At 33.2% G+C, this 26,349-nt stretch carries 23 protein-coding genes; 13 read left to right on the top strand and 10 right to left on the bottom strand.

Annotated features, from left to right (window positions below; genetic code table 11):
* Positions 1-7 precede the first annotated feature (7 nt).
* Positions 8-691 (bottom strand): DNA repair protein RadC, encoded by a 684-nt coding sequence (gene radC, locus ACIQ66_RS00995; RefSeq protein ID WP_396210955.1) that lies wholly within the window; start codon positions 689-691, stop codon positions 8-10.
* A 94-nt stretch (positions 692-785) separates the two neighbouring features.
* Between radC and ACIQ66_RS00990 the strand changes: the two genes are divergently transcribed.
* The 3 genes from ACIQ66_RS00990 to ACIQ66_RS00980 all read left to right on the top strand — a co-directional run bounded on the left by ACIQ66_RS00990 (position 786) and on the right by ACIQ66_RS00980 (position 5,302).
* Entirely contained in the window at positions 786-1,406 is a 621-nt protein-coding gene (locus ACIQ66_RS00990) for a DUF1287 domain-containing protein (protein ID WP_396210954.1), read from the top strand.
* 71 nt (positions 1,407-1,477) lie between these two features.
* On the top strand, positions 1,478-2,218 hold the full coding sequence (locus ACIQ66_RS00985) for an outer membrane lipoprotein-sorting protein (protein ID WP_396210953.1): 741 nt from the start codon (positions 1,478-1,480) through the stop codon (positions 2,216-2,218).
* 9 nt (positions 2,219-2,227) lie between these two features.
* Complete coding sequence (locus ACIQ66_RS00980) at positions 2,228-5,302, top strand: WD40/YVTN/BNR-like repeat-containing protein (RefSeq protein WP_396210952.1); 3,075 nt, start codon at positions 2,228-2,230, stop codon at positions 5,300-5,302.
* A 58-nt stretch (positions 5,303-5,360) separates the two neighbouring features.
* Here the strand turns inward: ACIQ66_RS00980 and murC are convergent, their stop codons facing one another.
* Entirely contained in the window at positions 5,361-6,716 is a 1,356-nt protein-coding gene (murC, locus tag ACIQ66_RS00975; RefSeq protein ID WP_396210951.1) for a UDP-N-acetylmuramate--L-alanine ligase, read from the bottom strand.
* Between the two features lie 87 nt (positions 6,717-6,803).
* On the bottom strand, positions 6,804-7,448 hold the full coding sequence (locus ACIQ66_RS00970; RefSeq protein ID WP_396210950.1) for a tetratricopeptide repeat protein: 645 nt from the start codon (positions 7,446-7,448) through the stop codon (positions 6,804-6,806).
* A gap of 4 nt (positions 7,449-7,452) precedes the next feature.
* Between ACIQ66_RS00970 and ACIQ66_RS00965 the strand changes: the two genes are divergently transcribed.
* Positions 7,453-7,701 carry a hypothetical protein gene (locus tag ACIQ66_RS00965; protein ID WP_396210949.1) on the top strand — a complete coding sequence of 83 codons (249 nt, stop codon included), beginning with the start codon at positions 7,453-7,455 and terminating at the stop codon, positions 7,699-7,701.
* 80 nt (positions 7,702-7,781) lie between these two features.
* On the opposite strand, the gene ACIQ66_RS00960 is transcribed toward ACIQ66_RS00965, so the two are convergent.
* The 5 genes from ACIQ66_RS00960 to hpt form a co-directional block, all read right to left on the bottom strand.
* Entirely contained in the window at positions 7,782-9,932 is a 2,151-nt protein-coding gene (locus tag ACIQ66_RS00960) for a S46 family peptidase (protein WP_396210948.1), read from the bottom strand.
* A gap of 540 nt (positions 9,933-10,472) precedes the next feature.
* Positions 10,473-11,507, bottom strand: a complete 1,035-nt coding sequence (gene obgE, locus ACIQ66_RS00955; protein WP_396210947.1) for a GTPase ObgE — start codon at positions 11,505-11,507, stop codon at positions 10,473-10,475.
* 184 nt (positions 11,508-11,691) lie between these two features.
* Entirely contained in the window at positions 11,692-12,969 is a 1,278-nt protein-coding gene (locus ACIQ66_RS00950; protein ID WP_396210946.1) for a hemolysin family protein, read from the bottom strand.
* 115 nt (positions 12,970-13,084) lie between these two features.
* A complete protein-coding gene (locus ACIQ66_RS00945; RefSeq protein WP_396210945.1) occupies positions 13,085-13,657 on the bottom strand; it encodes an adenylate kinase in 573 nt (190 codons plus the stop codon).
* 87 nt (positions 13,658-13,744) lie between these two features.
* A complete protein-coding gene (gene hpt / locus ACIQ66_RS00940; RefSeq protein ID WP_396210944.1) occupies positions 13,745-14,275 on the bottom strand; it encodes a hypoxanthine phosphoribosyltransferase in 531 nt (176 codons plus the stop codon).
* Between the two features lie 254 nt (positions 14,276-14,529).
* On the opposite strand from hpt, the gene ACIQ66_RS00935 reads away from it, so the two are divergent.
* The 4 genes from ACIQ66_RS00935 to ACIQ66_RS00920 all read left to right on the top strand — a co-directional run bounded on the left by ACIQ66_RS00935 (position 14,530) and on the right by ACIQ66_RS00920 (position 18,814).
* Positions 14,530-14,907: a hypothetical protein gene (locus tag ACIQ66_RS00935; RefSeq protein ID WP_396210943.1), complete on the top strand. Its 378-nt coding sequence runs from the start codon at positions 14,530-14,532 to the stop codon at positions 14,905-14,907.
* A 36-nt stretch (positions 14,908-14,943) separates the two neighbouring features.
* Positions 14,944-16,113 (top strand): 5-(carboxyamino)imidazole ribonucleotide synthase, encoded by a 1,170-nt coding sequence (locus ACIQ66_RS00930; RefSeq protein ID WP_396210942.1) that lies wholly within the window; start codon positions 14,944-14,946, stop codon positions 16,111-16,113.
* 78 nt (positions 16,114-16,191) lie between these two features.
* A complete protein-coding gene (purE, locus tag ACIQ66_RS00925) occupies positions 16,192-16,677 on the top strand; it encodes a 5-(carboxyamino)imidazole ribonucleotide mutase (protein WP_396210941.1) in 486 nt (161 codons plus the stop codon).
* A gap of 97 nt (positions 16,678-16,774) precedes the next feature.
* Positions 16,775-18,814: a M3 family metallopeptidase gene (locus ACIQ66_RS00920; RefSeq protein WP_396210940.1), complete on the top strand. Its 2,040-nt coding sequence runs from the start codon at positions 16,775-16,777 to the stop codon at positions 18,812-18,814.
* An 85-nt stretch (positions 18,815-18,899) separates the two neighbouring features.
* Here the strand turns inward: ACIQ66_RS00920 and ACIQ66_RS00915 are convergent, their stop codons facing one another.
* A complete protein-coding gene (locus ACIQ66_RS00915) occupies positions 18,900-20,018 on the bottom strand; it encodes an ATP-binding protein (protein ID WP_396210939.1) in 1,119 nt (372 codons plus the stop codon).
* A gap of 248 nt (positions 20,019-20,266) precedes the next feature.
* Between ACIQ66_RS00915 and ACIQ66_RS00910 the strand changes: the two genes are divergently transcribed.
* The 4 genes from ACIQ66_RS00910 to ACIQ66_RS00895 all read left to right on the top strand — a co-directional run bounded on the left by ACIQ66_RS00910 (position 20,267) and on the right by ACIQ66_RS00895 (position 22,453).
* Positions 20,267-20,770 carry a GbsR/MarR family transcriptional regulator gene (locus ACIQ66_RS00910; RefSeq protein WP_396210938.1) on the top strand — a complete coding sequence of 168 codons (504 nt, stop codon included), beginning with the start codon at positions 20,267-20,269 and terminating at the stop codon, positions 20,768-20,770.
* Between the two features lie 64 nt (positions 20,771-20,834).
* On the top strand, positions 20,835-21,545 hold the full coding sequence (locus tag ACIQ66_RS00905) for a YqjF family protein (protein ID WP_396210937.1): 711 nt from the start codon (positions 20,835-20,837) through the stop codon (positions 21,543-21,545).
* 6 nt (positions 21,546-21,551) lie between these two features.
* On the top strand, positions 21,552-21,992 hold the full coding sequence (locus ACIQ66_RS00900; protein ID WP_396210936.1) for a hypothetical protein: 441 nt from the start codon (positions 21,552-21,554) through the stop codon (positions 21,990-21,992).
* Positions 21,993-21,994: 2 nt separating this feature from the next.
* Complete coding sequence (locus ACIQ66_RS00895) at positions 21,995-22,453, top strand: cell division protein (protein WP_396210935.1); 459 nt, start codon at positions 21,995-21,997, stop codon at positions 22,451-22,453.
* Here ACIQ66_RS00895 and ACIQ66_RS00890 read toward each other — a convergent pair.
* Positions 22,430-23,245 carry a hypothetical protein gene (locus ACIQ66_RS00890; protein ID WP_396210934.1) on the bottom strand — a complete coding sequence of 272 codons (816 nt, stop codon included), beginning with the start codon at positions 23,243-23,245 and terminating at the stop codon, positions 22,430-22,432. The two genes, ACIQ66_RS00895 and ACIQ66_RS00890, sit on opposite strands and share 24 nt — an antisense overlap.
* A 149-nt stretch (positions 23,246-23,394) precedes the next feature.
* On the opposite strand from ACIQ66_RS00890, the gene gcvP reads away from it, so the two are divergent.
* On the top strand, positions 23,395-26,238 hold the full coding sequence (gene gcvP, locus ACIQ66_RS00885; protein WP_396210933.1) for an aminomethyl-transferring glycine dehydrogenase: 2,844 nt from the start codon (positions 23,395-23,397) through the stop codon (positions 26,236-26,238).
* Positions 26,239-26,349 lie beyond the last annotated feature (111 nt).

The raw sequence follows: 26,349 nt of genomic DNA, 5'->3' as shown, positions 1-26,349 counted from the left end.
ATTTTTCTTAAAATATTCCTTCATCCTGAAAACTATAATAACCCGTTTCTGTGATAATGATATGATCAAGTACAATAACATCGAGTTGTCTTCCAGCCATTTTTATTCTTTCGGTTATTTTTTTATCAGGTTCACTTGCATATAATTTTCCAGATGGATGATTGTGAGTAAGAACAATTGAGGTTGCATTTTGTTCAAAAGCAATTTTAAAAATAACTCTCATATCTACTATTGTTCCTGTCATTCCGCCTTTTGAAAGTTGCGCTTTATGAATGACTTTGTTGGCATTATTTAGATACAAAACCCAAAACTCTTCATGCATCAATTCTCCAATTATAGGTTGCATAATTTCAAAAACGGCTTTGCTTGAAGTGATTTTTTTGAATTCAAATGCATCTTCTAAACGCCTTCTTCTACCTAATTCTAACGCTGCTGCTATTGAAATGGCTTTTGCCTCACCTATTCCTTTGAATTCCATTAATTGTTGAGCAGAAAGTTTTCCGAGTGCATTCAAATTATTGTTGACTGAAGCTAAAATGCGTTGACAAAGTTGCACGGCACTTTCATTTCGAGATCCAGAACCTATAAGAATAGCAAGTAATTCAGAATCGGATAAGGAAGATTTTCCTTTTAGAAGAAATTTTTCGCGTGGACGATCGTCTTCAGCCCACTGGTTTATTGGTGTGTACATTTTATTTTGGCTTATAGTAAAGTGCAAAAGAAATAATTATTTCAATCAGTTCAAAATAAATTGGTTATAATTTACGTTTTGAAAATAAAAATTCATGAAGTTATTAACTGTTTTTCTATTTATCTGCTTCTCATTTGGTTGTAAAGAAAACGAGATTGTTTCAAAACCAAAAGCTTCCATTATAGAAAAACCATCTACTTTTGAAGAAAAATTAGCCAATGCAGCTATTTCAATTGTTGATCCAACTGTAGTTTATACACCCGATTATGTTTCGTTAAAATATCCAAATGGCGATGTTCCTGCCAAAACGGGTGTTTGTTCAGATGTTGTGATTCGTTCTTATCGAAAATTAAACATCGATTTGCAGAAAGAAGTTCATGAAGACATGAAAGTAAATTTTTCTAGATATCCAAAAAAATGGGGTTTGAAATTTTGTGATACAAATATCGACCACAGACGTGTTCCAAATCTTGAAGTTTTTTTTACTAGAAAAGGCGAAAAATTAGAAGTTTCTGACAATCCAAAAGACTATAAAGCGGGCGAAATTGTAACATGGATAATAGGAGAAAAACTCCCACATATAGGAATCGTAACTCACAAAAAATCAGCTGATGGCAAGCGTTCTCTAGTGGTTCATAATATTGGTAGCGGGCAAGTTTTAGAAGATTGTTTATTTAATTATAGAATTGTTGGGCATTTTAAATATATAAAATAAAATTAATCTTATATTGTAACACATTTAATAAAATAACTACTTATATATATATTAAACAAAAAAAAATCTCTATGAAAAAATTATCTTTACTCGTAAAAACATTAGTAATCGTACTAGGAATTAGCAATGCTCATGCTCAAACAGCTGATGAAGTTGTAGATAAGTACATTGAAACAATCGGTGGAAAACAAAAATTAGAAGCTGTAACATCTACCAAAATGGAATTAGTAGCAAATTACCAAGGAATGGAAATCCCTGTAGAAGTTTCTAACTCTAAAGATGGAAAAATGCTTGTTAAAATAAACTTGATGGGAAAAGAAATGACTCAAGTAGCTTTTGACGGAACATCAGGCTGGTCAACTAATATGATGACAATGAAAGCAGAAAAAATGCCTTCGGAGGAGATTGAAAATATGAAAAACACTGCCGCAAAAGATTTTCCTGATCCTTTTTTAAATTATAAACAAAAAGGGTACACAGCAGAATATATAGGAAAAGAAACCAAAGAAGGTACAGAGTGTCATAAATTGAAATTAACAAAATTACCTAAAACAGTAAATGGTGAAAAATTGCAAGATGTAACATTTTACTATTTTGATACCGAAAACAATGTTATTGTAATGACAGAATCTGAAATGCAAGAAGGTCAAATGAAAGGTCAAATGGCAACTGCTAAAATGAGTAATTACCAAGAAGTTGATGGCATTTATTTTCCTTTCACCATGAACCAGTTTGGACAAGAAATGACTGTTAAAAAAATTACACTTAACGCAGCTATCGACCCGAAAGCATTAGAATTTAAAGCAGAATAATTTTAGATTATGAAAACCCTAAAACTAATAGCTCTAATTGGTCTTGTATCTTTTCAAGCGAATGCTCAAGACGACATTGTTTTAAAAGGAAAAGAACTATTTGGTGATATCAAAGCCAGACAAATTGGCCCAGCCATAATGAGTGGAAGAATTGCCGATATTGCTCAACATCCTACCAATAATCAAATAATCTACATCGGTGCAGCCGGAGGTGGTGTTTGGAAAAGTGGTGATGGTGGCGCAAGCTTTTCGCCAATGTTTGATAAACACAATCAATCGATAGGTTGCATAGCTATAGACCCTAATAAACCAGACAATGTAATTTGGGTTGGAACTGGCGAAACTTGGACAAGAAATAGTGTTTCTGCTGGAGACGGTATCTACAAATCTACAGATGGTGGATTGAATTGGATTAACATGGGTTTGCCTAAATCTGACCGAATTTCTTCGATTGTCATTGACCCAAGAAACTCAGACAATGTTTGGGTTGGTGTTTTGGGAGCACTTTGGGGTGATAGTGATGAAAGAGGAATCTATAATTCAAAAGACGGTGGAAAAACTTGGTCAAAAATTTACGGAATTGATTCTAAAACGGGTTGCTCTGATTTGGTTATTGATCCTAAAAATCCAGATATTATGTACGCTAGCTTTTGGGAATTCAGAAGAACAGCTTGGTCATTTAACTCTGGTGGATTAAATTCTTGTTTGCTAAAAACTACCGACGGCGGAAAAACATGGAACAAAATTCATAATGGTTATCCAACTGGAAAATTAGGAAGAATTGCCATAACAGTTGCTCCTTCAAACCCCGATATTTTATATAGCGTTATTGAATGTGAGAAAGATAGCCAAAAAGGAATGTACAAATCTACCGATGCAGGAAAAAGTTGGACACACCTAAACAGTGATTTTGCACTTGTTGTAAGACCATTCTACTTTTCAAGAATAGTGGTTGATCCAAAAAATCCTGATATTGTATACAAAGGGGGTCTTTTTGGTTCGATAAGTCGTGATGGCGGTAAAACTTTCAAAAACCTCGGAAGTATGCATGCAGACATTCATGACATAGCTATTGATATGAATGATACTAATAGAATTTATTGTGCAACTGATGGTGGCTTGTATAGAAGTTGGAATAGTGGTAGCACGTTAGATATTGTTAAAAACTTACCAATTTCTCAGTTTTATCATATTAGTATAGATGATGCTGAACCCTATAATATTTATGGTGGATTACAAGATAATGGTTCATGGTACGGACCAAGTAAAAGTGATGGCGGAATTGAAGCACGCGACTGGGAAAGCGTAGGTTATGGTGACGGCTTTAGAGTTCTAAAACATCCAACAAAACCTATTATTTATAGCGAAATGCAAGGTGCAGAAAATATTTGGCGTTATAATATAGCTACCAAAGAATTAAAAACCATTCAACCTTTGCCAGAAAAGGGTGTTACCAAATTGCGTTTTAATTGGAATACTCCAATAGCAACAGGGATTGCTAATCCAGATAGAATTTATGCTGGAAGCCAATTTGTCCATGTTTCAGATGATATGGGTGCAACTTGGGAAATAATTTCTCCTGATTTGACAACCAATAATCCTGCAAAACTAAATCAAGAAAATTCAGGCGGATTGTCTAAAGATAATTCAGGCGCAGAAAATCATTGTACCCTTTTTACCATTGCAGAATCGCCAAAAGATAAAAATGTTATTTGGGCAGGAACTGATGATGGAAATGTTCAAGTAACCAAAGACGGTGGGAAAACATGGACAAATGTTACAGCTAATATCAAAGGTTTGCCATTAAATACCTGGTGCTATCATATCGAAGCTAGTAGTTTTAATGCAGGAAGTGCTTATGCTGTTTTTGATGGTCATACCAAAAATGATTACCAAGCTTACGCCTATAAAACAACCGATTATGGTAAAACTTGGAATTCGATTATCACAAAAGATATTGACGGTTTTACAAGAAGTTTACAAGAAGATTATGTAAATGAAAATCTATTATTTTTAGGAACAGAAAAAGGTCTTTACATTACTATTAATGGTGGAAAAAACTGGTCAAAATTTGAAAATAATATGCCTGCTACTTCTGTTTTTTATATTGATTTACATAAAAAAACGAATGATTTAGTTATGGCTACTCATGGCCGTGGTATTATTATCTTAGACGATATAAGTGTTTTAAGGCAAATTACACAAGATGTTGTAAAGAAAGATGTTCACTTTTTCCAAACTAAAGTGTATCCTAAATTGGAAGAATCTAGCTTTGGTGGAACTGCTTCTGAGCTTGAATTTGTTGGCGAAAATCCTAATAGTGATGCACAAATTGTTTATTATTTGAAAAAAAGAAACACTTTTGGCAAAATGGAAATGGAAATTCAAGATGCAAATGGCAAAAAAGTGGTAAAACTTCCAGCTTCTAACCAAAAAGGAATCAATATTGTAACATGGGGTTTTAACGAAAAAGGGCCAAAAGGTGCGCAAGGAAAAACGATAGATTTTAGCGGTTTTACAACTCCATTAGCGCCAGCTGGTAAGTACAAAGCGGTTTTAACAAAAGGAAAAGAAACCTATACTCATGAGTTTGAAATAACCAATGACCCAAAAAGTGTGATAACACAAGCAGCAAGAGAAGAACAATACAAGACAGCTCACATGTTGTTTGACAAAGTTCAAGAGCTAGCTTATATGGTTTATCAAGTTGATGAGATGATTAAAGTTTCGGACGAGTTGAGTGCAAAAGTGCCTTCGATGAAAAAAACGAATGCAAAAATTTCATCCGATTTAAATGTTCTAAAAAACACCATGGTTGTAACCACTGGCGATAACTATGTTGGTGCTGCTGAAAAACAATTACGAGAAAAATTAGGTGTAATCTATTCGTCAGTAACCGGACAATATGATGCGCCTTCACCTTCCCAAAAAGCAAATATTGAAAGTGTAATGGAACTTTTCAATACCGCAAAAACCAAATTTGAAAGTTTAAAAGCAAGTAATTACAAAAAACTTACTGATGCTACCAACAAAAATGGAATTCCTTTCAAACTAAAAACAATGGAAGAATTTTTAGCTGAATAATTAATAAACAAAATGCCTCAAAAGTGAGGCATTTTTTTATTCTATTAGAAAGATATTTCTAGTTCATTAATTGCTTTACTTCATCAAAATTCAATCCACCATAATTTCCTGAACTCATTAGTAATAAGGCAGAATTATCAAAATTTTGACCGAATAAGAAATTTTTAAAATCGGCTGAATTTGTATAAATAATCAAATCTTCTCTTTGAAAAGATTGTGCTATTTGTTCATACGTTACTTCTTCCAATTGCTTAATTTTTACAGCATCAGGCGAATAAAAAACTACTGCAACATCAGCTGCATCCAAAGCACCTTGATATTCTTTAAGAAATTCGGCATTTAAACTGCTATAAGTATGCAATTCCAAACACGCAATTAGTTTTCTATCAGGATATTGATTTTTAACTGCCTTGGTTGTTGCCGATACTTTACTTGGCGAATGGGCAAAATCTTTATAAGCTACTTTTCCTTTTCCTTCGGCAATTTTTTCTAAACGTTTGCTTGCTCCCTTGAAACTTGCAATGGCTTCGTAAAAATCGGCTTCGTCAACACCCATATTTTGACAAATCCATTTGGCACCCGCAAGATTGTTTAGGTTGTGCGCACCAAAAACTTCTATTGGCATTGGTCCTTCTGGTGTATCAAGTAAAGTCGTTCCATCGTCAACAGTGTAACTAGGTGTTTGATAAGCAATTTTTCTGATTGGATTGGTTGCTTCTTCAGCTACTTTTTTTACGGTTTCGTCTTCTTCATTGTAAACTAGAATTCCGCCATTTGTAATTTGCTTCACAAAAATTTCGAATTGCTCCACATAATTTTCAAATGTTGGAAACACATTAATATGATCCCAAGCAATACCCGATAGCAAAGCAATATTTGGTTGGTATAAATGAAATTTTGGTCGTCTATCGATTGGTGAAGATAAATATTCGTCACCTTCAAGGACAATAAAATCGTTGTTTTCTGTGAGATGTACCATTGTATCAAAACCTTCCAGTTGTGCGCCAACCATATAATCGACTTCGATGTTATGGTAATGCATTACGTGCAAAATCATAGAAGTGATGGTGGTTTTTCCGTGCGAACCTCCAATTACAACACGTGTTTTATTTTTGGATTGCTCGTACAAAAATTCGGGATAAGAATAAATTTTCAACCCTAATTCTTTTGCTTTTAACAACTCGGGGTTATCAGCTTTAGCATGCATTCCAAGAATTATGGCTTCAATATCTGAAGTAATTTTTTCGGGAAACCAACCCATTTCTTTAGGTAACAAACCTTTTTTTTCTAATCGCGATTTTGATGGTTCAAAAATAGCGTCATCGCTACCTGTAACTTGATATCCTTTGTTGTGTAATGCAAGTGCTAAATTGTGCATGGCTGCTCCGCCAATGGCTATGAAATGTGTTCTCATTCTTAAAGTTTATGAGTTTAAAAGTTTAAAAGTTTAAAAGTTTTAGGCACAATACCTTATAAACTCTTAAACTCATAACCTTTTAAACTATTTTTCAAATTGTTCTTTTAACTTTTTTGCTTTTGTTTTGTCTTTAATTTTATTCAAATATAGGTTATAAAGCTTTTGAAAAGTGGTTTTTGAATTGCCAATTTCGTGGGCTTTCATATAGTTTGCTTCGGCTTTAGTGTATCTACTAAAATATTCGTCGATGTAACCTTTGGCTAAATAGCCGTCAACTTTGGAAAGTTCTTGTAATTCTTCGGCGTATTTTTTGGCTTTGGTTTCGCTTCCGCCCACTATTCCTGGTAATTCAATATACAACATGACTAATGCCCAGCGTGATTCGATATGTTTTGTATCTAGTTTAGCTGCTGTTAGAAAGGATTTTTCTACTTCGTCAATCATTCCAAGTGCTTTGAACTTGTTGACCGATTTGGCTTTCATTCCTAAAGCACCACCATATTTATACCAATAATTCGATGTTTTAGAAAATTGTGTTTTTAATACTTTGTATTGTTTGATTGCTTCATCCCATTTTTTTTGGTGTCCGGCAATATCGCCAAGGTATTCGATGGTTTTATAATTATTGGGATTGGATTTTAAATAGTTTTCAAAAAGCACTTTGGCTTGTTCGTACTTTTCTTGTTTGAAGAGTTTTTCGGCTTTTTCAAAATCGGTTTCTGCCATCATGTTTATGGAGATTAGAAAAAATAAAAAAGATAGAAACTTCATGTGTTGGTTTTATTTTTCAAAAATAGGAAAAACGATTTGTAAACTAGAAAGTCTTTTTAAAAACTTAACAAATAATCAATACAAAACCTATCTAGCCCTGATTGAAAGGAAAAACCTTTGCTTTGGGCAAAGTTTTGGGATGAAAGCAGGAACATGGATTGCTGAAAATGCTCAAGCCATTCGCTTCAAAAAAAAGAAACCTCCGGAATGACAAAAATAGAAGTATAAAAAAACTCCGAACTAATTGCTTAATTCGGAGTTTAGATTCGCTGCGACGAATGACAAATTGGTTTACTTCACCAAAGTCATTTCGTCAACGATATGTTTGGCGCCTGAGAAATTTTCGATTACCCAAAGTACATAACGAATATCTACGTTGATAGTTCTTTGTAATTTGTCGTCAAAGATTACGTCACCAGCCATAGCTTCAATGTTTCCGTCAAATGCTAGACCAATTAATTCACCTTTTCCGTTAAGAACTGGCGAACCTGAGTTTCCTCCTGTAATATCATTGTCGGTCAAGAAATTTACGTGAAGTGAACCGTCTTTATCAGCATAACGACCAAAATCTTTGTTTTTGTTCATTTCTAAAATACGTGATGGTAAATCAAATTCTTGATCTCCTTTTTTGTATTTTTTTACTTGTCCAGCCAAAGTTGTATAATTGTTGATTGTAGCATCATTACGTTTGTCTGCTGGAAGAGAACGAACTTTTCCGTATGTTAAACGCAAAGTTGAGTTAGCGTCTGGATATTTTGTTGTCCCGATTTTAGATTCTCTTAAACCTTCAACTAATAAACGGAAAGAAGCACCATAATCGTTTTGAGCTTTAGCAATTTCGTCAGATTTTGAAGAAAAATGTGTTATCATATCGTTAGACAAAATGTAAAGTGGGTCACTTGTCAGCATTGATTCGTTTGGTAAATCTAAGAATGCTTTAATTCTATCAACAGAAGTTAAGATACTTAAATCGATTGCTGCGCTTGCGTATTTAGTAAAATCGTTATTGTTTTCGTTACCAATTTTCTTAACCATTGGAGCAATTGCATAACCTGTTGATTTAGTTGCATACGTTTTTAATTGTGCAGCTAACAAGTCTTTTTCGGCAGGAACATGAAGTTCTTTGAATATTTCAGTTGCCATTTCTACAATTCCCGGTGCCATTTGAGCACGTTTAGTAGCATCAGCTTTTACGTAGTTTTCTAATTGTTTTCCGATAGTTCTTCCTATTGTTCCGAAAGCTGTTGTGCGGAATAATTGTTGTAAATAGTTATCGTGACGAGATTTTTCATTTGTCATCGAATAAAATTTATTGATGTTTGCAATTACGTTTCCGTATTTAGCTTTGTTAGCTGTTTTATTAGCCCATTTGTTGAATTTAGCTTCTTGAGCTGCTTTAGATTTTGCTGTTCCGAACTTAGTTAAAGCATCAATCATTCCTTGACGGTTTTTCCAGTAGTTAGCAGTTCCAGCATATTTAGAAGCATATACTAGATTCAAAGCATCACTTTGATCCATATATTTTTTCATGTTGTCCATTCCTGTTTTTGCTCCTTCAACCCATGCAGGATATGCAAACTTTACGTTTTGCTCAATTCCGCCAGCAGGCATCCAACGGTTAGTACGACCTGGATAACCCAAAATCATTGCAAAATCATTTTCATTTACACCACCTAAATTTACTGGTAAATGATGTTTAGGTTTTAAAGGAACATTATTTTCTGAATAGTCAGCTGGTGAACCGTCTGCATTTGCATATACTCTAAACATAGAGAAATCTGCTGTGTGGCGAGGCCATTCCCAGTTATCAGTATCACCACCAAATTTTCCTAAGCTTTCTGGTGGAGTTCCAACTAAACGTACATCTTTGTAATCTTGGTAAACAAAATAGTAGTATTCATTTCCTTGAAAAAATGGACGAACTGAAACGGTATATTTTCCGCCTTCGTTGTTTTCTTTTTCTATTTTAGCAATTTCAGCATTGATAGCTTTTTCTCTATCAGCCTCGCTCATACTTGGATTGGTAACTGCTAAAACTCTTTTTGTACAATCATCCATTCTTACGAAAAAACGAACATACAAACTTGATGGTTTAATCTCTGCTTTTCTGTTGGCAGCCCAATAACCATCTTTTAGGTAATTTTTATCAGCAGTTGAAAGTTCAGCTATTGCATCGTAACCACAGTGGTGATTGGTTAAAACCAACCCGTCTTTAGAGATAATTTCGGCAGTACAACCACCATTAAATTGTACAATAGCATCTTTTAAACTGTGATTGTTGATACTGTAAATTTCTTCGGCTGTTAGTTGTAAGCCCATTTTTTGCATGTCTCGATGATTTAAACGCTCAATGAACATTAAAAACCACATTCCTTCGTCGGCCTTCGCGCTTGTAGGAATAAGCATAATCCCAACGATTAAGGATAAAAATAATTTTTTCATAATACTTTTAATATTTTTATTGTTTTATAGAATAGTCTATTTAAAATGCACATTGTTACATCATAAATTGAATATTTCAAATTTTGGTGATGCGAAGTTAACATTTTTTTTGAGGATTTGATTAATACAACATCAAGAAATCTTTTTGGTGTATTTTAAAATTCATGATTTTTAAAAAGAAAATGACCAAATATTTTACAAATAAACAATCCTTTTTTAAAGAAAATTAATAATACATTAAAATCCAAGAATTTTAACTTCAAAATAAAAAATCATGCGGTTATTTTCATTTATTAAAGATGCAGAAAAAAAACTTCATTTAAATAATTGTGTCTGAATTGTTTTACACACAAAAATTCAAATCAATAGAAGAACCAAAACAAAAATAAACAAGTTTATCATCAAAAATAATTGAAGGAAAGGATTAAATCAAGTGTAAACATAATGAGCCCGATAAAATATCGAGCTCATTATTATCAAAAGTAATTATAAATTTGTCTAAACTTTTGGGGGTAGTCTATAATAGAAACCGTTTTTCTATTATATATCATGACTATTACTTGGCTTTTCGTCTTCCAAATTTAGCATTTGCCACAACTTATCTTTTAGTTCTTGTAAACCTTGATTGGCAACTGATGAAATAAACAAATAAGGTATTCCTTTAATTTCTTTATCTAAAACCGCTTTCATTTCGGCTTTCAATTCATCGTCTAGCATATCGCTTTTGGAAATAACTAACAATCTATCTTTATCGAGCATTTCTGGATTGTAACGACGTAATTCGTCTAGTAGAATTTCGTATTCTTTTTTAATATCATTGGCATCTGCTGGAACTAGAAATAATAATGTAGAATTTCTCTCGATATGACGAAGGAAATAATGTCCAAGTCCTTTTCCTTCGGCTGCACCTTCTATAATTCCGGGAATATCAGCAATTACAAATGATTGAAAATCTCTGTAAGCAACAATTCCTAAATTAGGTTTTAATGTTGTAAATGGATAATCGGCAATCTTAGGTTTAGCAGAAGTTAGAACCGAAAGCAACGTAGATTTTCCAGCGTTTGGAAATCCAACTAATCCAACATCGGCAAGCACTTTCAATTCTAAAATCACATCAACTTCTTGAACAGGTAATCCTGGTTGAGAATATCTTGGTGTCTGATTGGTTGAACTTCTAAAATGCCAGTTTCCAAGTCCGCCTTTTCCGCCTTTTGCTACTATTCTTACTTCGTCGTGTTCGGTTATTTCGTATAAAACTTCATTAGATTCTTGATCTCTAACTACTGTTCCTAGTGGTACTTCGATGTATTTATCGTCGCCATCGTGACCTGTACTTCTATCGCCACCACCATCGCCACCGTGACCTGCACGAATGTGTTTGATAAATTTTAGATGAAAAAGTGTCCAAAGATTTTTATTTCCTTTTAGATAAACGTGTCCGCCACGACCACCATCACCACCGTCTGGCCCACCTTTTTCAATGAACTTTTCTCGGTGTAAGTGGGTTGAGCCTTTCCCACCTTTTCCTGATGAAACATATATTTTTACGTAGTCTACGAAGTTACCTTCTGTCATTTTCTTTTGTTTAAAGTTTAAAGTTTAAAAGTTTCGTTGCTTAACAAAAACTTCTACCAAAACTATTATTTTATGTAAATGGTTTACTAGCTAGCCCTGATACTGAAATTGTTTGAGTCTCGTTTTTTTGGAACGAGACGAGTTCCAGTATCAGGAACCTGGCTGCCGGCAGGCAGGTTCGCTCCTAATTTTCTTTATATTGTTTTATCAACACTTTGTCGATCTTAGCACCATCCATTTTTAGGGCTTCCAACTCAAGTTTGTTCCAGATGATTTTTTCGCTTTCTGTTGGAATATTTCCTAGTTCAGTGATGAAAAATCCGCTTACAGTGGTTACTTCATAATCGTTAATGATTTCGTCTAAATCGAAATAGGTAAGGAAATCGTGCAATGAATATTGACCATCTACAAGCCAAGTTCCATCTTCATTTGCAACCAATTTATATTCGTCTTCGTCAAAATCGGATGCGTCGCCCACCAATGCTTCTAGAATATCATTTAATGTTATAACACCTTGAAAAAAAGCATGTTCATCGACTACAAAAGCGTAATGCAATTTGGATTTTTTGAAATTTTCAAGTGCTTTATATGCTGATGTTTGCTCGATTAAATAAACTGGTTCTTTAGTAATTGACCTTAAGTCAAATTTTCCAGTTTCAAAACTTACAAATAAGTCTTTGAGCAAAACAAGTCCAATTACGCTATCCAAATTTTCTTCGCAAACTGGATAAACAGAATGAAGTTCATCGAGAACTTTTTCCTTTATTTCTTCTTTTGTGTCTTCTAATGATAAGTAAACAATGTCTGAACGATGTGTCATTAGTGAATTTACTTTTCTGTCACCAATATGAAAGACGCGTTCCACAATATCGTGTTCAATTTCTTGAATTTCTCCGTCTTCTGTACCTTCTTTGATGATGGCTTTGATTTCTTCTTCGGTAACTTTTCCGTCGGCAGTTGGTTTTATTTTGAAAATTTTCAGAAGAAAATCAGTAGAAGTTGTTAGTAACCAAATAAATGGCATTGTAACTTGTGAAATTATCTTCATTGGTACTGCAACCGCTTTGGCAATTGCTTCTGGATAATTTAAGCCTATTCGCTTAGGCAATAATTCACCTAAAACTAATGAGAAAAATGTCAAAACAACTACTACAATTCCAACTCCGATACTTTTTGAGTAAGGAGCCAATACTTCAAATGTCGCTATAAATTCTTGAACATCGGTTGTGATTTTGTCTCCAGAATAAATACCTGTTAAAATACCAATAAGTGTAATTCCAATTTGTACAGTTGACAAGAATTTGTTTGGAGAATTGGCTAAATCAAGTGCTACTTTAGCGTTTGCATTCCCTTTTTTGGCAGCAGTTTCCAGGCGGTTCTTTCGCGAAGAAATTAAAGCAATTTCAGACATTGAGAAAATGCCGTTAAGTAAAATCAATAAAAAAATTATGAAAATTTCCATTTTAATATTTAAAAAAGAGCTGCACTCTAAATGAAGAATATAGCTCTTTACTATTTTGCAAATATCAGAAAAAAAATTGAATGCTCGAAATTTATCTCCAATCCAATTCTTAAGACTATAATTTATCGAAAATTTGATTCAATCGTTCGTTAACTTCTAAGATGGTTCCAATACCATTTACAGCGTGAAATTTTCTTTGAGATTTGTAATAATTCATCAATGGTGCTGTTTTTTGGTTGTATTCGTCATAACGATTTCTGATTTTTTCTTCGTCTTGATCGTCTGGTCTTCCTGATGTTTTTCCTCTTTCTAACAAACGAGCTACTAGGATATTATCATCTGCTTCAAGAGCAACGGTAGCCGTAATATTTTGACCTTTAGATTCTAAAAATCTATCTAAAGCTTCTGCTTGCGCTAAAGTTCTTGGAAAACCATCAAATAAAAATCCTGCAGAATTCGGGTTTTTATCCACTTCACTTTGCAACATTTGAATGGTTACTTCATCTGGTACCAAATCGCCTTTATCCATGTATGTTTTGGCTAATTTTCCTAAATCAGTATCATTTTTGATGTTAAATCTAAAAATATCACCTGTAGATAAGTGGGTTAAATTGTATTTTTCTTTTAAAAATTCAGCTTGTGTGCCTTTTCCTGCACCTGGTTTTCCGAAAAGAACGATGTTAATCATAATGATTTATTTGATTTTTGATTGGTGATTGCTGATTTTTGATTCAACTTCTAAAATCAAAAATCGTTACTCATCAATCGTTAATTACTATTGTGCTAATTGATAGACGTCTGCTAGGTTTCTTCCTAATCCGTCGTAGTCTAAACCATATCCTACGATAAATTTATTTGGAATTCTAATGCCTACGTAATCGATTTTAATGTCTTTTTTGTACGCTTCTGGTTTGAAAAATAAAGTTGCAATTTTTAAATGCTTTACTCCTTTTCCTTTGAAAATGGATTTCAACTCTTCAATTGTATTTCCAGTATCTACAATATCTTCAACGATTACTACAGTTCTTCCTTCAAGGTTTTCATTGATTCCGATTAGTTGTTTAACGTCATTTGTAGATTGTGTTCCTTCATAAGAAGCCATTTTCATAAAACTCACTTCACACATTCCTCTGTAATGTTTCATCAAATCGGACATTACCATAAAGGAACCATTTAAAATTCCAACAAAAACAGGAACTTCATCAAAAAAATCGTCGTCCATTTGTTTGGCCATATTTGCAATTGCAAAATCAATTTCTTCTGCTGAAATAAACGGCTCGAAAGTTTTATCGTGAAGATGTATCATTGTGTTGTTGTTTTAAAAAATAAAGGAGCAAATTTACGAACTAATAACTATTTAATAACAAGTATTTTGACTTTTTTGCAAAATTGATATATTTACAAAATGAATGCAACTTATTACAATCAAATCGCTAAAAGCACAGCACATAGGAAAAGTAGAGATGATAATAAAGATTTCATCTTTGCTAATCCTGATTATTTAAAGTATTTATTAGAAATTGCATTTAATATTAAGGACAAAAATCATCATAAAGCTTGTTGGATTTTGGAATTGATTTGTTAAGAAAAAATGGATTTGATTTTACCTTTTTAGAGGATTTTTGCAAAACGTTACCTCTTTTTAAAAATGATTCTGCCATACGTTCGATTTCTAAAATTTGTTTATTTCTATCCAATTCTAAAAAATATTCTTTAACAGAAAATCAAGAAGAAAAGATAATTGAAACCTGTTTAGATTGGTTGATTGAATCCAACAAAGCCGCAAATGCTGCATACACAATGCGAACTCTGTACAACCTTGGCAAAAGACACCATTGGGTAAATGAGGAATTAAAATTTTTACTTCAAAGAGATTGTAGTCTCCAAACTCCTGCTTATAAATCGGCAGTGAAAGATATTTTAAAGCGATTAAAATAATTTTCAAATGTTTATCTTTGCGCAAACACAACTAAAATGAATTATTTCTCATCCGATTTTAAATTAGGAATTCTCGGTGGCGGACAATTAGGTAAAATGCTATTGACCGAAACTAGAAAATTCGATATACAAACTTTGGTTTTAGAACCAAGTGAAGAAGCACCAGCAAGATACAGTTGCAACGCTTTTTACAAAGGAAGTTTGATGGATTATGACACCGTTTACCAATTTGGAAAAATGGTAAATTTATTAACTATCGAAATCGAAAACGTAAACCTTGATGCTTTAGACGTTTTGGAATCAGAAGGATTACCTATATTTCCATCACCAAAAACCTTAAGATTAATTCAGAATAAAGGTCGTCAAAAAGATTTTTATGTTGAAAATAACATCCCAACTTCACCTCATCAAAGATTTACAAATCTTGAAAATCTAAAATTAGCAATCGTCAATCAGCAATCAACAATCCAATTACCTTTCGTATGGAAATGTGCTCAATTTGGTTATGATGGAAATGGTGTAAAAATAGTTCGTGCTTTATCCGATTTAGACAATTTACCAGAAGTAGAATGCATTGCAGAGCAAATGGTTCCGTTTAAAAATGAGTTGGCAGTAATTGTAGCTCGTTCGGTTTCGGGAGAAGTGAAAACCTATCCTGTGGTAGAAATGGAATTTCATCCCGAAGCCAATCAAGTAGAATATGTAATTTGTCCTGCAAGAATTGACGAGAAAGTGGCTCAAAAAGCAACTGAAATTGCCTTAAAAGTTTCAGAAGCTTTCAATCACGTTGGACTATTGGCCGTAGAAATGTTTCAAACTGAAGACAATGAAATTTTGGTAAATGAAGTCGCGCCAAGACCACACAATTCGGGACATTACTCAATTGAAGCGAGTTATACTTCGCAATTTGAAAATCATTTGCGTGCCATTTTAAACTTACCTTTAGGAACTACCGATAGCAAAGTTGCAGGAATTATGGTAAATTTGGTCGGTGAAGAAGGTTTTTCGGGTCAAGTTATTTATGAAAACATCGAAAAAATAATGGCCATTGATGGTGTAACGCCACACATTTACGGCAAAAGAGAAACAAGACCTTTCAGAAAAATGGGACATGTTACGATTGTAAATGAGAATATGGTGGAAGCGAGAAAAATTGCTGAGGAAGTTAAGAATGGTATACGAGTTATTAGTGTTCAGTCGCAGTAATCAGTCACAGTTGGCAGTTGTTGACAATAGCAACAACTTTAAACTGACAAACAATTTAAACAACATTAAACTAAAACAATGAGCAAAGTAGCCATAATAATGGGAAGCATTTCAGATATGCCCGTAATGCAAGAAGCCATCGACATCTTAAAAGGATTTGACATCGAAACCGAAGTCGATATCGTTTCGGCACACAGAACTCCTGAAAAATTATTTGATTTTAGCAAAAACGCGCATACTCGTGGTATTTCAGTAATCATTGCTGGTGCTGGTGGCGCGGCTCATTTACCTGGAATGGTCGCTTCTATGTCGCCACTTCCTGTAATTGGAGTTCCTGTAAAATCTAGCAATTCTATCGATGGTTGGGATTCGGTTTTATCGATTCTTCAAATGCCTGGTGGCGTTCCTGTTGCAACTGTTGCTTTAAACGGTGCAAAAAATGCCGGAATTCTAGCCGCACAAATCATCGGAAGTCAAGACAAATGTGTTCTAGATAAAATCATTTTCTATAAAGAAAGTTTAAAAGAAGCGGTGAATAAAGCCGCATCTGAATTGAAAAAATAAAAAAATCACACAAAGTTAAACGAAGTTCAACACAGAGTCACACAAAATTCTCTGTGAAACTTTGTGAAAAAACTTTGTGAAACTCTGTGATACAAAAATGAAAACACTTACCTCAACATTCAACACCAAACATAACACCGCGCCTTTTTCGCAAATAAAACTAGAGGATTACAAACCTGCTTTTATCGAAAACATAGCGCAAGCAAAAGCCGAAATTGATGCCGTAATTACAAATTTTGCAGCTCCAACATTTGAAAACACGATTGATGCTTTAGAATTTTCAGGTGAACAATTGGACAGATTATCATCGATTTTCTTCAATTTGAATTCGGCAGAAACTTGTGACGAAATGCAAAAAATCGCTCAAGAAGTTTCTCCATTATTGACTGAATTTAGCAACGATATTTCATTAAACGAAGATTTATTCAAAAGAGTTAAAGCCATTTATGATCAAAAAGATTCTTTGACTTTAACTACAGAACAAGCTACTTTATTAGATAAAAAATTCAAAGGATTTTCTAGAAATGGCGCGTTACTTAATGAAGAAGATAAATTGAAATTACGTGAAATTGATACGGAATTAGCCAAAATAAAATTGACTTATGGCGAAAATGTTTTGGCTGAAACTAACAATTATCAATTGCACATTATCAACGAAGAAGATTTAAAAGGTTTGCCTGATGGTGCTAAAGAAATGGCAGCAAGTTTGGCAAAATCAAAAGAATTAGAAGGTTGGGTTTTCACTCTAGACTTTCCAAGTTATTTGCCTTTTGTGACCTACGTTGAAAACCGTGAATTACGCAAAGAAATCGCAATTGCTGCAGGAAAAAAATCGTTTCAAGATAACGAATTTGACAACAAAGAAAACGTAAAACGTATTGTTGAATTACGTCATAAACGAGCTAATTTATTAGGATACAAATCGCATTCTGATTTTGTTTTGGAAGAACGAATGGCTCAAAATCCTGAAAAAGTGCAATCGTTTTTGAATGATTTGTTAGAAAAAGCAAAGCCTTCAGCAGAAAAAGAATTTGCTCAGTTAACCGCTTTCGCCAAAGAATTAGACGGAATTGACCAACTAGAAAAATGGGACGGGCCTTATTATTCAGAAAAATTGAAACAAAAATTATTCAACTTTGATGATGAGATTTTAAAACCATATTTCAAGTTAGAAAATGTTTTAAACGGAGCTTTTACTATAGCAGAAAAACTATTCGGAATCACATTCAAAGAAGTTTTTGATATTGACAAATACCACGAAGATGTTCAAACTTTTGAGGTTTTAGATTTCGAAGGACAATTAGTTGCCATTTTTTATTCCGATTTTTTCCCAAGAAAAGGAAAACGAAATGGCGCTTGGATGACTTCTTATAAATCACAAGCAGTGAAAAACGGAATCAATGAAAGACCTCACGTTTCTATCGTTTGTAATTTTACTCCACCAACAGAAACGAAACCTTCACTCCTAACCTTTAATGAAGTAACCACTTTATTCCACGAATTTGGTCACGCATTACACGGAATGTTAGCCAATACAACCTATCCAAGTTTATCTGGAACTTCTGTTTATTGGGATTTTGTGGAATTGCCGAGTCAGGTTATGGAAAACTGGTGCTACGAACCAGAAGCTTTGGCATTGTTTGCAAAACATTACGAAACGGGAGCAATCATTCCGCAAGAATATGTAGAAAAAATCAAAGAAAGCGCGAGTTTCTTAGAAGGAATGGCAACGTTACGTCAATTGAGTTTCGGGATTTTAGACATGACCTATCATGGAAAGTCATCCTCCTACGGTGGACAGGCTATCGCTGATGTCAAAGCCTTTGAAAAACAAGCTATGGAAGGCACAAGTTTGTATCCTGATGTTGCCGAAAATTGCATGAGCACATCATTTTCACATATTTTTCAAGGTGGCTATTCTTCTGGATATTACAGTTATAAATGGGCAGAAGTTTTAGATGCTGATGCGTTTGCCTATTTCCAAGAAAAAGGAATTTTCAATAAAGAAGTCGCAACGAAATTCAAAGACAATGTGCTTTCAAAAGGCGGAACTGAATTACCAATGGAATTGTATAAACGTTTTAGAGGACAAGAACCAAAAGTAGAGGCGTTGTTGAAACGGGCTGGGTTGGTTTAAATTTAAAAATAAACCATTAAGAAATTAAGAAAAATTAAGCTTTAAAACTTGAATAACCTTAATTCCTTAATGGTTTTATGAAAAATTAGTCTTTTAAAAACTCCCTAAAATTATCCTTATTCACCACCAAAAAACTTGGGTTGTAAGCTTCGACAAACGAATTTGGTAATTTTGCTTTTTTAGTATTTGCCCATTTGAATTCAAATGCACTTACCACGTCAGCATTGGTTTCTATATAATCAATTTCTTGTTGGGTGGTGGTTCTCCAAAAATAAGGTTTTGCATTGCTTTGCGAATAAGACAAATGTTTCATCCTTTCGGCAATCATAAAATTTTCCCACAATGCTCCTTTATCTTGTCGAAGTGCTAAATTGTTGAAATTTCCAATAACCATATTTCGAACACCATTGTCGTAGAAATAGATTTTCTTGTTGGCTTTTATTTCGTTTCTAATGTTTTTAGAAAAACTATTTAATCTAAAAATCACAAAACTTTTTTCTAGCAAATCGATATAATTATTCACGGTGTTTTTATCAATACCAACTAATTGTGCTATTTCGTTATAACTCACTTCACTCCCAACCTGAAATGCTAAAGCTTGAAGAATTTTCTCTAAAACATTGGATTTTCTAATTCCTGCCAAAGCCAAAATATCCTTGTATAAATAACTCGAAACTAAGTTTTTCAAAATTTCATATTCGTTTCCAAAATTATTTATTACATCGGGATACATTCCGTAAAGCATTCGTAATTCTAGTTGTTGATGTGCTTTGATGTAACCAACATTATTCTCGAATTCACTCCACGAAACTGGAAACATTTGGTATTCAAATTTTCTTCCTGTTAACGGTTCTTGCGTCATGTTATTAATATCAAAAGCTGATGAACCTGAGACAATTACTTGAACATCTTTAATTTGATCCACCACAATCTTCAACTTCAAACCAATATTTGGAATGCGCTGTACCTCGTCAATAAAAACGTATTTATAATTTCCGATTATACTTCTTAATTGTTCTGTATTCGCATTAGAAAGTAAATCGGACACAGAGTTATCATCACCATCCAAAAACAGATATTCCTTATCATTTAATAAAGCATTTAGTAAAGTTGTTTTACCAACTTGTCTTGGGCCAATTAGCACAATAACTTTACCTCTATGCAATTTTTGAAGCACAACATTGGTTAAATCTCTATTTATCATTGCTTTAAACTTTTTACAAAGATATAAAACTATTTCATATTCACCAAATTTATATTTTTTTTAGTGATTATATTCACCAATTATATATATTTTTCAGTGAAACTATTCACCAATTTTATATATTTTTCAGTGATTATATTCACCAATGTCATTATTTTTGAAATAAAAAAAACAAACTTTCATTTTTTTTTGAAACTTTAAAAACTTTTATATATCTTTGTATTGTCAAAATGAAATAACATTCTATAATGAAATTCAAAGAAGCTAAAAATAAATTCGTTCAAACTTGGGGTGCACTAGGTAGTCAATGGGGAATTAACAAAACCATGGCTCAAATTCATGCGCTTTTGATGGTTTCGCACGAAGCAGTTTCGATGGAAGACATTATGGAAGAATTGCAAATTTCTCGCGGAAATGCTTCAATGAATTTAAGAGCCTTAATGGATTGGGGAATTGTGTACAAAGAATACAAAGCTGGTGAACGAAGAGAATTCTTCACAGCTGAAAAAGATTTAGATGAATTAGCAGTAAAAATCTCAAGAGAACGTAGCAAAAGAGAAATCAAACCAGCTTTGAAAGTTTTAAAAGAAGTTTCTTCCATAACATCAGACAATACCGCAGAAGAAAAACATTTTGTAGCTCAAACCACTAAATTATATGATTTTGTTTTAAAAGCAGATAATGTATTAGACAAAATGACCGAATACAAAGACAATTGGTTGGCAAAATTGGTTGTTAAAATAATGAAATAAAAATTAAAAAATTTAATCAAAACTTTCATTTTTTTCTGAAAGTTTAAAAAAATAGATAATTATCATGAGCTTCTTAACCGCAGAATGGAATGATTTAGCAATGTTCAATTACGAAATCGATCCAAAAATCTTAGAAAATTATGTTCCAAAAGGCACCGAATTCGATTTATGGAATGGCAAATGTTACATAAGCTTAATCGGATTTATGTTTGAAAACGTAAAAGTTTTAGGAATAAAAGTTCTGTTTCATGTAAATTTTGAGGAAGTAAATTTACGATTCTATGTAAAAAGATTCGAAAATGGAATATGGAAACGCGGCGTTGTTTTCGTTAAAGAAATTGTCCCGAAACATGCTATTACGATTGTAGCTAACACCTTATACAATGAACATTATCAAACTCTGAAAATGCGTCATTCAAGAACTGAAAACCAAACTTCAAAATCTTTTCAATACGAATGGTTAAAAGATGCTAAATGGAATTCTATCGCAATGACAACAGAGAAAAATGCTATTCCAATTGAAGTAAATTCAGAAGCCGAATTCATCACTGAACATTATTTTGGTTACACCAATTACAATAAAGATAAGTCAATTGAATATGCTGTTTCGCACCCAAGATGGGAACAATTAAAAGTTGTAGATTATAAAATTGATGTAGATTTTGAAAGTGTTTATGGCCAAGATTTTAAATTTTTACAAGAATTGAAACCAACTTCTGAGTTTCTTTTAATAGGTTCAAAAATCACAATTGAAGGTAAAAAAACTATAAAATAATATCTCATGAACTTAACAATTGCAAACTGGCTGATTATCCTGAGTGGAATTGGTCAAATTTTCACAGCAATGATTTATCCTTACATTCGTCATCAAGTTTTTGATTGGTATAATGATGTAAAACAATTGAAACCATTAAATCAAGAAATTGCAAAAACTTATGGAAGATATATTCAAGGATTAAACTTTTCTTTTGGAACAATAGCACTATTATTTACAAATGAATTAAAAGAACAATCAGCATTAGCAGTTGCATTAACAGGACTAATTGCTGCTTATTGGGTTGGAAAAGTTGCTACTCAAATTGCGTATTATCCAATGTATAGCATTCCGAAAAGAACCTTATTTAAAGTTGGAAGCTATTTTATGAATACACTTTTTGTTCTTTTTGCTGTGGTGAATATGCTTCTTTTTATTCATAATTTAATTGGATACTATAAATTGTAATAATGACCACAATAAACCTTACAACTAAAATTAAAACCTCCAAACAAGTCATTTTCGACTTATCAAGAAATATTGATATTCATAAATTATCTACAGCAAAGTCGAACGAAACTGCTATTGATGGTGTAACTTCGGGCTTAATTAACAAAGGAGAAACAGTTACTTGGCGTGGTAAACATTTCGGTTTTTATTTAACGCACAAAAGCATCATTTCTGCGATGAATCTCTATGATTATTTTGTGGATGAAATGATTGAAGGTAAGTTTAAATCGTTCAAACACCAGCATTCCTTCATCGATGGAAACGGATTTGTAATGATGATTGATAAAATTCAATATCAAACGCCGTATGGTATTTTTGGAAGACTATTTGATGTACTTATTCTGAAAAAACATTTAACCAATTTTATTACTGAACGCAATAAAGTTTTAAAAGAATTAGCCGAAAACCACCAAAAATAACCACCAAAATATCGGAATACTTTCCACCCAAAAAGAAGCAAAATAGCGTGACCGCTTTTCATTCGAAAACAACAAAAACAAAATCGTTGTTATTGCCAAAGCCGATTTTAAGGCAAAAAACTCCATTCTAAAATCAGATGATAAAAATTCTAACAACACGAATAAAACCATCAACGTAACTCCTACTCGTTTGGTTTTTGCGACTCCTATCTGCTGCGGAACGGTTTTCAAATGCGGATCATCTAATCTTAAATCAATGATTTCAAAAATTAATATCAATACAAAAATCAATATAAATCGTTGTGCTGCAACCAAAAACATATAACTTGTTAAAGGCAAACTATTATTAATTATTGGAAGAAAAAGCGTCACTCCTACCCAACACAAAGCCACAATGTAAATTTTAAATCCAGCCCAATTTCGAGCATTTTTTTTATTGGGAAAGAACGGTAAAGTATATAATAATGTTATGGAGAGAAATACAAAACCAATGATTTGTGTAGTTTTTTGCAATTGAAAAAAATAATATCCAGTAGCTATCAAAGATAGAAAACTCATAAAGGCAATTCCTTTTAATTGAAGTGACATTTGTACTTTTTTTGTTCTTGCTAAAGCATCATATTTTACAAAATTATAGCCGACAATTGTTCCAAAAAAAGCAAAGTATGAAGTAGCAAAATCATCAGAAATAGTAAACAAAATTTCCGTCAATTGAACCAAAGCATAAACAGACAAAGCCACATGAATGCTTGAATTGATGTAAAAACCGAAAAGTTTCTTTAGAAATTGCATTGCACAAAACTAATCATTCTGTTAATAAACCTTGTTTTTAGTTAACAAATTCTCAAAATATTACAGCTTGTTTAACTTAAAAATAGAAGTTTAATAATTACTTTTGTTCTCTTAAAACAACACAAAAAATTTATCATATAATTATTTAAATGAAAACAGACTCATTTGCATTACGCCACATAGGTCCACGTGAGAACGACCTACAACATATGTTTAAAACCATAGGAGTAGAAAGTCTTGACCAGTTAATTTATGAAACTGTACCAGACAATATCCGTCTAAAAAAAGACTTAGATCTTGACACTCCAATGACTGAATATGAATACCTAACGCACATTCAAGAATTAGGAAAGAAAAATAAAGTTTTCAAATCCTACATTGGTTTGGGTTATCATCCAGCGATTGTTCCTTCGGTGATTCAGAGAAATATTTTTGAAAATCCAGGATGGTATACTGCGTACACACCTTATCAAGCTGAAATTGCGCAAGGTCGTTTAGAAGCAATTCTAAATTATCAAACAACGATAATCGAACTTACAGGAATGGAAATCGCCAACGCATCACTACTTGATGAAGGAACTGCGGCAGCCGAAGCAATGTCTTTGTTATTTGATGTCCGTTCTCGTGATCAAAAGAAAAATAATATTTGTAAATTCTTTGTTTCAGAAGAAATCCTACCTCAAACTTTATCAGTTTTACAGACACGTTCTACTCCAATTGGTGTAGAATTGGTTGTTGGAAACCATGAAACATTTGATTTTTCAACAGATTTCTTTGGAGCTATTTTACAATATCCAGGAAAATTTGGTCAAGTAAATGATTATGCAAGTTTCATCGCAAAAGCTAACGATAAAGAAATTAAAGTTGCTGTAGCTGCTGACATTTTATCATTGGTAAAACTTAAATCTCCTGGAGAAATTGGTGCTGATGTTGTTGTTGGAACTTCGCAACGTTTCGGAATTCCGATGGGTTATGGCGGGCCACACGCTGCTTTTTTTGCAACAAAAGAGGAGTTCAAACGTTCTATGCCTGGAAGAATAATAGGAGTTTCTATTGATGTAAATGGAAACAGAGCATTGAGAATGGCTTTAGGAACTCGTGAACAACACATAAAACGCGAAAAAGCAACTTCTAATATCTGTACAGCTCAAGTTTTATTGGCTGTTATGGCAGGAATGTATGCCGTTTTTCACGGTCCAAAAGGATTGAAATATATTGCTAATAAAGTACATGCTTCGGCGGTAACTTTATCAGATGCTTTAAATAAATTGGGTGTTTATAACGTAAATACATCTTTCTTCGATACTATTTCTGTAAAAGCTGATGCTTCAAAAGTGAAAGCAATTGCAGAAAAACATGAAGTAAATTTCTTTTATGTTGATAGCGAAACCATTTCAATTTCTGTAAACGAAACAACTTCTATTTCAGATTTGAATCAAATCATTTCTATTTTTGCAGAAGCAATAGGTAAAGAAAGCTTCAAAGTTTCTGAATTATCTTCAACAAATAACATCCCATCATCATTAGAAAGAACTTCAACTTTCTTAACGCATGATGTTTTCAATAGTCATCATTCTGAAAGTCAGTTGATGCGTTATATCAAAAAATTAGAACGTAAAGATTTATCGTTAAATCATTCGATGATTTCATTAGGTTCATGTACGATGAAATTGAACGCTGCTGCCGAAATGCTTCCATTATCTATGGCAAATTGGAACAGTATTCACCCATTTGCTCCAGTGGAACAAGCGGAAGGTTATCAAATTATGCTTAAAAAATTAGAGCATCAATTGAATGTTATTACAGGTTTTACAGGAACAACTTTACAACCAAATTCTGGTGCACAAGGAGAATACGCAGGTTTGATGGCAATTCGTGCTTATCATTTATCTCGTGGGGATCATCACAGAAATGTATGTTTGATTCCATCATCGGCACATGGTACTAATCCAGCCTCGGCAGCGATGGCAGGAATGCAAATTATCGTAACTAAAACAATGGAAAACGGTAATATTGATGTTGAAGATTTAAGAGCAAAAGCTATCGAACACAAAGATAATTTATCAGCATTAATGGTAACTTATCCTTCAACGCATGGTGTTTTTGAAAGTGCTATTTGCGAAATCACTGAACTTATCCATGAAAATGGTGGTTTGGTTTATATGGATGGTGCCAACATGAATGCACAAGTTGGATTAACAAATCCGGCTACAATTGGTGCTGATGTTTGCCACTTGAACTTACACAAAACATTTGCTATTCCTCACGGTGGTGGTGGACCAGGTGTTGGACCAATTTGTGTAAACGAAAAATTAGTTCCGTTTTTACCAACCAATCCAATTATTGCTACAGGCGGAGATCAAGCAATTACGGCTATTTCTGCCGCGCCTTATGGTTCTGCATTAGTTTGCTTAATTTCCTATGGATATATATGTATGTTAGGTGCAGAAGGTGTTACTAATGCTACAAAATATGCAATTTTGAATGCTAATTATATGAAAACGCGTTTAGAATCGCACTATCCAGTTTTATATTCAGGTGAAATGGGAAGAGCGGCACACGAAATGATTTTAGATTGTAGAGCTTTCAAAGAAAAAGGAATTGAAGTTACCGATATTGCAAAACGATTAATGGATTATGGTTTTCACGCTCCAACAGTATCTTTCCCAGTTGCAGGAACTTTGATGATTGAACCAACAGAATCAGAAGATTTAGCAGAATTAGATCGTTTTTGTGACGCCATGATTTCAATTAGAAAAGAAATTGAAGCAGCAACTAAAGAAGAAACTAACAATGTTTTGCACAATGCACCGCATACTTTAAATATGTTGACTGCCGATACTTGGATTTTTCCATACACCAGAGAACAAGCTGCTTATCCGTTAGAATATATTGCTGAAAATAAATTTTGGCCAAGCGTTCGTCGTGTAGATGATGCTTATGGTGATAGAAATTTAGTTTGTAGCTGTGCTCCTATTGAAGCGTATATGTAATATGTAAGTACGAGGTACGAATTCAGAAATACGAAGTTTAAAGGTTTCAAATTAATTTTTGAAACCTTTTTCTTTTATAAATATGACATAAATCAGAGTATTGAAATTGGA

Origin of the sequence: Flavobacterium sp., from assembly GCF_044377315.1 — a bacterium.
Lineage (GTDB): Bacteria > Bacteroidota > Bacteroidia > Flavobacteriales > Flavobacteriaceae > Flavobacterium.
Note: the sequence above shows the minus strand (reverse complement) of the source record. Positions and strands in the feature narration are given on the sequence as shown.